Origin of the sequence: Methylobacterium sp., from assembly GCF_019750675.1 — a bacterium.
In the GTDB taxonomy this organism is placed as follows: domain Bacteria; phylum Pseudomonadota; class Alphaproteobacteria; order Rhizobiales; family Beijerinckiaceae; genus Methylobacterium.
Genome location: NZ_JAIEOF010000099.1, coordinates 1 through 6601, shown reverse-complemented (window position 1 = coordinate 6601; position 6601 = coordinate 1). Strand labels below are relative to the sequence as shown.

General features: G+C 67.3%; 7 protein-coding genes. 1 reads left to right on the top strand and 6 read right to left on the bottom strand.

Going from position 1 to position 6601, the window contains the following annotated elements; all coding sequences use genetic code 11:
- The 3 genes from K2X24_RS05045 to K2X24_RS05035 all read right to left on the bottom strand — a co-directional run.
- Positions 1–811, bottom strand: an 811-nt coding sequence (locus tag K2X24_RS05045; protein WP_292495295.1) for an acyltransferase, incomplete at its 3' end; no start/stop codon positions are given.
- Between the two features lie 83 nt (positions 812–894).
- Positions 895–2289, bottom strand: a complete 1395-nt coding sequence (locus tag K2X24_RS05040; RefSeq protein WP_292495293.1) for a TadE/TadG family type IV pilus assembly protein — start codon at positions 2287–2289, stop codon at positions 895–897.
- A gap of 103 nt (positions 2290–2392) precedes the next feature.
- Entirely contained in the window at positions 2393–2605 is a 213-nt protein-coding gene (locus K2X24_RS05035) for a hypothetical protein (protein ID WP_292495291.1), read from the bottom strand.
- A gap of 672 nt (positions 2606–3277) precedes the next feature.
- Between K2X24_RS05035 and K2X24_RS05030 the strand changes: the two genes are divergently transcribed.
- A complete protein-coding gene (locus K2X24_RS05030) occupies positions 3278–4528 on the top strand; it encodes a nucleoside transporter C-terminal domain-containing protein (RefSeq protein WP_292495289.1) in 1251 nt (416 codons plus the stop codon).
- 33 nt (positions 4529–4561) lie between these two features.
- Here K2X24_RS05030 and minE read toward each other — a convergent pair whose 3' ends face one another.
- From minE to minC, 3 genes are read right to left on the bottom strand one after another with little or no spacing between them, the layout of a single operon-like run.
- Positions 4562–4870: a cell division topological specificity factor MinE gene (gene minE / locus K2X24_RS05025; RefSeq protein WP_238276631.1), complete on the bottom strand. Its 309-nt coding sequence runs from the start codon at positions 4868–4870 to the stop codon at positions 4562–4564.
- Positions 4867–5682 carry a septum site-determining protein MinD gene (gene minD / locus K2X24_RS05020; protein ID WP_292495287.1) on the bottom strand — a complete coding sequence of 272 codons (816 nt, stop codon included), beginning with the start codon at positions 5680–5682 and terminating at the stop codon, positions 4867–4869. The genes minE and minD overlap by 4 nt, the downstream gene beginning before the upstream one ends.
- A 14-nt stretch (positions 5683–5696) precedes the next feature.
- Entirely contained in the window at positions 5697–6404 is a 708-nt protein-coding gene (gene minC, locus K2X24_RS05015; protein WP_292495285.1) for a septum site-determining protein MinC, read from the bottom strand.
- Between the last annotated feature and the right edge of the window lie 197 nt (positions 6405–6601).

The following is a 6601-nucleotide window of genomic DNA, read 5'->3' as shown; positions in this document are numbered from 1 at the left end:
GGCATTGCGCCACCACGCCCAGGGCTACCGGTGAGGTCACCACGATGCTGTGCTCAGCCAGCTCAATCGCCCGGCAGAGGATCTCCGCGCATGAGAGCGCGATAGCGGCCCCCATCCACCCCGGACTGAAGGCCCGAGGCTCGTCCTCCTTTATGGCCTGCCAGAGCAGCAGGCCGAGGGCGAACAGGGGGCCGTGCCGCAGAAGAGAGGCGTTGCGGAAGCCGTACCCCAAATCGAGCCAGCCCGCCTCGAACCCGTCGAAGTTCGAGAGGGTCAACAGCACCAGGTAGGGCGCGGCCCAGACGATCAGGATTTTAGCGAGCCGCGACACGTCGCGGTGCGGGCAGAGAACGAAGTAGAGGAGGCAGAAGGCATAGAACGCGAGTTCGATCTCGAGCGTCCAATAGGCGGACGAGAGGAAGCGTCCGCCGAACAGTGCCAGGGAGTCGGCGAAGGATCGCGGATCGAGGGTCGCGAGGTCGCCGACCACCGTGTGCGTGCCGCCGAACATCAGCACGACCGCCGATCCGATCGTCGTGCAGCCCCAGGCCGTCGGGTAGAGCCGCAGCAGCCTGTTCCTGACGAAACGGCGTGGCGATGAGCCGGTCGGCGGGGCGGCGATGACGAAGCCGGACAGGACGAAGAAGATCTCGACGCCGACCCAACGCACGGGTGGGATGAAGGCGAGAGGCGGGTACTGGTAGGTGAGGTGCAGGAGCGCCACCATACCGGTGGCGCAGATGCGCAGCAGATCGAGTCCGTAGACATGGCGGTCCGCTGTCGAGCCAGTCGGCCTCCCTTCGATCGCCACGCTGTGCCTCCCTGCGGGCTGAGTTGGCTTTCGCCCAGGCGAGAAGAGCGGATCTGGCTGATGGATGCCGGTAGTTGGAGATCTCACTGAGTGAGTTGCGTATCGGCCGAACTCGGACCGACGCCTCTGGGCACGGGAATGTCCGTGGCGCCGTATTGCGCGTTGAGCATCAGGTTCGGACCGTCATACAGGTTGATCGTCCGGGCGATGATCACCGTGTAGGCCGACATGTCAGCGATCGGCTTGTTGGCGTCGATGACCAGGCGCCCGATCGGCAGGTAGATCGTCCCGAGCAGGTTGCGTGCGTTGTCGCTGATGATCCGATATTCGCGCGCCACCAAGCCGCCGCCCGGCGGGGGCTTGGCGAGCCCCTTTCCGTCCAGGGGCAAGAGGCGCACGAGGGATGTCACCGAGCTGGTGAGCGAAGCAAGCGGTGTCCGCTCCTCGAAGAACAGCAGGCCCGCCATGTCGCCGTCCTTCGGCGCCGTGAGATCGATGAAGCTCGTCTTGTCGAACAGCAGACCGGTCTGAAGGCCGGCAAAGTAGAAACCAACATTCGCGCCGGTGATCGATCCGGCCATGTCGACGACGAGCGGCCCGTCCTTCATGACGTAGATGCCGGGCTCGAGGGTCACCTGCGCCCCTCGCGTGATGTGCAGGCCACCGCAATACGTCCCCGGCCGCAACGTGGTCCGCCTGCTGACGACGTTGCGGCCGTAAATCGGATTGTTCGGGATCAGTTGATCGATGATCGGATTGACGAGCGCCGGGAGGACGGCACAGGACCCCACCGCAGGCGGCTGACGATCGGCCAGGGGATCGCGCAGGACCGGACAGCCGGTGGCGGGCGGCGGCGTGAAGTTCGAGCTCGCGCCCGTGTACCCGCCGGCCGAACAGGTCGAGAGGGACTTGGCGACGGCGGCGTTCTCGCTCTGGATGCCGGCTGGGTTGATCGAATTGGAGTAGAGCGAGCAATCCGCTGCGGTGATCCGGGCGGCACTCTCCAGATGGAAGGCGCCCATCGCGAGCGGATCGAGGGCGAGCAGGCACAGGCGGGTGGTCCCCGTGAGCTTTGCCGTTGAGCTTACCGCAATATCGACGCTCGGCATGTTGAGGAGCTTGCCGAAGGAGAGCGGGACGGTCTCGGAGACCGTCACTTGCACGCCGGTATGGCTGCCGATGACGGCGGCCGTGACCTGCGGGGTGGTTCCGCCGTTGTTGCGGGCCTGGGCTACTGCCATCGCCTGCGCGGTGCGGATCGCGGACGCATCGTCGGCATTCGCGAGCTTGAACTGATTGACGCCCGCGATGCTGGCGCCGTCGGCTGCACGCTGCAACTCGGCCCGCCGTTTGACGAGCCCCGCGTACTCGAGCGCCGCTGCGCTCAGGCCAAACAGGATCGGCATGATCAGTGCGAAGAGGACCAGCGTACCGCCGCCTTCGCTCGGCTTGAATTGGCGTAGTGACACGGACGGCATCGGTTCTCCCCCGATGCGCGTATGAGGGAGACTCCTCTAAAATTGTTTGGGCGGTTTCGAGGTTTGCCCAGCTGGCTGTTTAGAATGGCTAAAGCATTGCCCTTCAGCCCGTCCGGGGGTCCCGGCGATGAGGTTGAGCCAGGGCGTCGGACAGTTCGACCAACAGGAGAGAGGCCGTCTTACGCGGGATCAGCATCCCCACCTCGTCACCATCCGCCCCTCGGAAGCGCATCGCAGCGGTATCGCCGCCGTCGATCATCTCGATGCCGATGAGTGTGGCCACGGAGAGAACCAGAGAATGATCGTTTTTGGCCACGCGCAACGCCTCATGCGCAGCCCCCTGCGCTGCGTTTCATGTATCACCCTGCACCGAGGGCAACAATTCGCTAATTGTTAGAAATCGATCTGCCGAACATCAGATTGGAAATCTATCGATCACACAAACGTGATATGATCAATGCAATCGGAAGGCACTGAAGTCATCCTTCCGTAGATCCGATACCGGACAGCCAACCCAACCCGCTCGACTCCTCCACGCCATCAACTTCAATCCATGGGTGGCCGCTTTCGGGATTGTCGGGGCGGCCGCTACGGCGTGGGCGGGTCGGGGACGAAACGTCCGCTCACGGGCGGAGGGCTAAAGCCTGCTTCCCACCCCGAGCCGAAGTTGCCCGACGGTCAACGGATGGCTGCTTATGGGGAGCGCCCATGTTGATTCGAGCGGCCGGGTCGGGCCGCGAGCGGGCGCGACGGCGATATCCGCTTCGCTGCGTTGCCGATCAGGCGCGGAACCGTTGCAGATCCGCCCTGACGCAGACAGCGCCGTGCATCAGAGCCGGACCATGAGGCTCCTCCCGCCGGGAAGAGGGGACCACGACGGTGCGGGCGATCGATCGTCCCATGATCCGCGCGGTGGAAGCTCCGATTTCGGACGCGACACGCGGCCCGGCATCGGGCTTGCTCCAGCCCGTCGGAACAGCGGGGCGGCATGGTCGAGAAACTTTTTCACGCGGGCGCGAGCCTGATCCTGCTGCTGGCGATCGCGGTGCTGTTCTCCACCAACCGGCGGGCGATTTCGCCCCGGGTGGTGCTGTCGGCCCTGGCGCTCCAGGTGGCCCTCGGCGCCCTGGTGCTGTTCGTGCCGGTCGGGCGCACGGGCCTCGCGGCGGCGGCGGGCTTCGTCCAGACCGTGCTGAACTACGGCGACCGGGGCACCGCGTTCCTGTTCGGCGGCCTCGTCGAGCCGCGGATGTTCGAATTGTTCGGCGGCAGCGGCTTCATCCTGGCCCTGCGCATCCTGCCGCAGATCCTCTACGTCTCGGCGCTGATCGCGGTGCTCTACCATGTCGGCGTGATGCAGGCGGCGGCGCGCGCCATCGGGGCGGTGCTGCAGCAGGTGATCGGCACCTCGCGGATCGAGACCTTCTCGGCGGTGATCACCATCGCCATCGGCCAGAGCGAGATCGCCATCGCGCTGCGCCCGTTCCTGATGGCCCTGACCTCGGCCGAGCTGTTCGCCGTGATGTCGAGCGGGGCCGCCTCCACGGCGGGGACGATCCTCGCCGGCTACGCGGCGCTCGGCGTGCCGATGGAGTACCTGCTGGCGGCGAGCGTCATGGCGATCCCGGGCGGGCTCCTCTACGCCAAGATCCTGGTGCCGACGACGGAGCCGAGCCGGATCACGTCCACGCAGGTCACCTTCGGCGAGACGCGGGCGGTCAACGTCATCGAGGCGGCGGCGGACGGCACCCAGAAGGGGCTGGCCGTGGCGGTGTCGGTGGGGGCGATGCTCATCGCCTTCACGGGGCTCATCGCCCTGCTGAACGGGCTCATGGGCTGGACCGGCGGCCTGTTCGGCCATCCGACCCTGAGCCTGGAGGGCGTCCTCGGCACGGCGCTCGCGCCGCTGGCCTGGCTGATGGGCGTGTCCTGGGACCAGGCCGGCCTCGTGGGCGGGGCGCTCGGTCAGAAGATCGCCTTCAACGAGTTCCTGGCCTACGCGCAGCTCTCGCCGGTCCTGAAGGCGGGCAGCCTCGATCCGCGCGACGCCGCGATCCTGTGCTTCGCGCTCTGCGGCTTCGCCAACCTAACCTCGGTGGCGATCCAGCTCGCGAGCCTCGGCAGTCTGGCGCCGGAGCGCAGGGGGGAGATCGCCCGGTTCGGACTGCGCGCGATCCTGGCCGGCACCCTGTCCAACCTGACGAGCGCGACGCTCGCCGGGTTGTTCATCGGCGCCTGACGGCAAAGCCGGCCAGGGTCTTCACGGGGGACCTCATGCGGCGGCGAGCTTGGCCGCCTTCGCCTTGTCCCCGGCCTTCGCCCCGCCGGCCTTGGCCGGCGTGAGCGGGAGCTCGATGTCGATGTCGAGGGTCGACATGTCCTGGCCGCGGTCGAGGCGTATCTGGACCTTGTCGCTGTTCACCTCGACATGCTTGGCGATGACCGCGAGGATCTCCTCGCGCAGCACCATCACGAGGTCGGAGCCGCCGACCCCCGCCCGTTCATGGGCGAGGATGAGTTGCAGGCGGTCGCGGGCGACCGGCGCCGAACCGCGCCGGTTGAACATGTTGAGGAGGCTCATGCTGCCCTCCGGGTGAAGAGTTTGTCGAGGAAGGATTTCTTGTCTGTGGGGACCGACATCGGGACCGTATCGCCGTTGAGGCGGCGCACGGCGTCGGTGTAGGCGCGGGCCGGGGCGCAGAGCGGGTTGTTCAGCGTCACCGGGCAGCCGACGTTGGAGGCGCGCAGCACTTCCATGCTCTCGGGGATGATGGCGAGCAGCGGGATCGAGAGGATCTCGAGCACGTCCTCGATCTTCAGCATGTCGCCGCGGTCGGCCCGGGCAGGGTCGTAGCGGGTGAGGATGAGATGCTTCTCCATGGTCTCGCCGCGCTCGGCCTTGAGGGTCTTGGAGTCGAGCAGGCCGATGATCCGGTCGGAATCGCGCACCGAGGAGACCTCGGGATTCGTCACCACGACCGCCACGTCGGCGTGCCGCATGGCCAGCGTGGCGCCGCGCTCGATGCCGGCCGGCGAGTCGCAGATCACCCAGTCGAACTTCTCGCGCAGCTCGTCCATGACCCGGGCGACGCCCTCGTCGGTGAGCGCGTCCTTGTCGCGGGTCTGCGAGGCGGGGAGCAGGTGGAGCTTGTCCAGCCGCTTGTCGCGGATGAGCGCCTGGTTGAGCTTGGCGTCGCCGTTGACCACGTTGATGAGGTCGTAGACGACGCGCCGCTCGGCGCCCATCACGAGGTCGAGGTTGCGCAGGCCGACGTCGAAATCGACCACTGCCACGCTCTTGCCGGCCTGCGCGAGCGCCGCGCCGAGGGCCGCCGTCGTCGTCGTCTTGCCGACGCCGCCCTTGCCGGATGTCACGACCAGAATCTTGGCCATATGGGCTGTCTCCTTCAGTCCAAGGATGCGAATTTGATGGCGCCGCCATCGAGCCAGATCTGCACGGGCTTGCCGCGCAGGTGATTGCCCATTTCCTCGGCCGTGCGGACGAGGCGGTCGATGCCGAGAAGCTCGGGCTCGAACTTGCGGCAGCAGATGCGGGCGCGGGGGTTGCGGGCGGCGCCGGCGATGGCCCGGCCGCGCAGCGCGCCGTAGACGTGGATGGAACCGCCGGCGAGGATCTCCGCGCCGGAGGAGACCGACCCCATCACGGTGACGTCGCCGGTGGGGTGGACGATGGACTGGCCCGAGCGGACCGACCCCTCGATGGTGAGGGAGGTCGTGGCCGGCTCCGGGGGCGCCTTCGGCGCTTCCGGCTCCGGCTGGACCGGGACCTCGATCGTGCTCAGGGGCCGCCCCTGGACGAGGAGCGGCGGGCGCCCCGGTCCGAGGAGGGACAGGGTGGTGCCCTCGATGCCGAGGATGCGGATCCGGCGGCTGCCGAGTTCGGCGAGCAAACCGTCGAGGTCCGACGCGGCGGGTTCGAGGGCCGCCACGTCGAGGATCAGGGCGCGCCCGTCGAACAGGGTCGGCGTGCGCTTCAGCGCCTCGTCCAGATCGGCGAACCAATCGGGAAGCGGGGTCTCCGGAGCCAGCACCAAGGACTTGAAGGCGCGGCCGCGAAGCTGAACGGGTCGGCGGGGAGGGCTTGAGTCAGTCACGGGCTCTCGCGATTCCTTACCAGACCATTGATGCCCGGTATGGTTACCGCTTCGTTAACAACCCGTGCTCACGGGATTAAAGGCGCACATTTTCCAAGGCTCCGGTGATCCTGGCATCCTGGCCTCCTGTGACGCGCATGCCCCTCGGGCCGCCATCGGCGGGATCTGCCCCGCCGTCGACCCGGTCCGGATGCACG

Bases quoted from the DNA above. Each gene is read 5' to 3' on its own strand.
- K2X24_RS05030 (WP_292495289.1), top strand. From the start codon at position 3,278: ATGGTCGAGAAACTTTTTCACGCGGGCGCGAGCCTGATCCTGCTGCTG.
- K2X24_RS05040 (WP_292495293.1), bottom strand. From the start codon at position 2,289: ATGCCGTCCGTGTCACTACGCCAATTCAAGCCGAGCGAAGGCGGCGGT.
- minE (WP_238276631.1), bottom strand. From the start codon at position 4,870: ATGAGCCTCCTCAACATGTTCAACCGGCGCGGTTCGGCGCCGGTCGCC.
- minD (WP_292495287.1), bottom strand. From the start codon at position 5,682: ATGGCCAAGATTCTGGTCGTGACATCCGGCAAGGGCGGCGTCGGCAAG.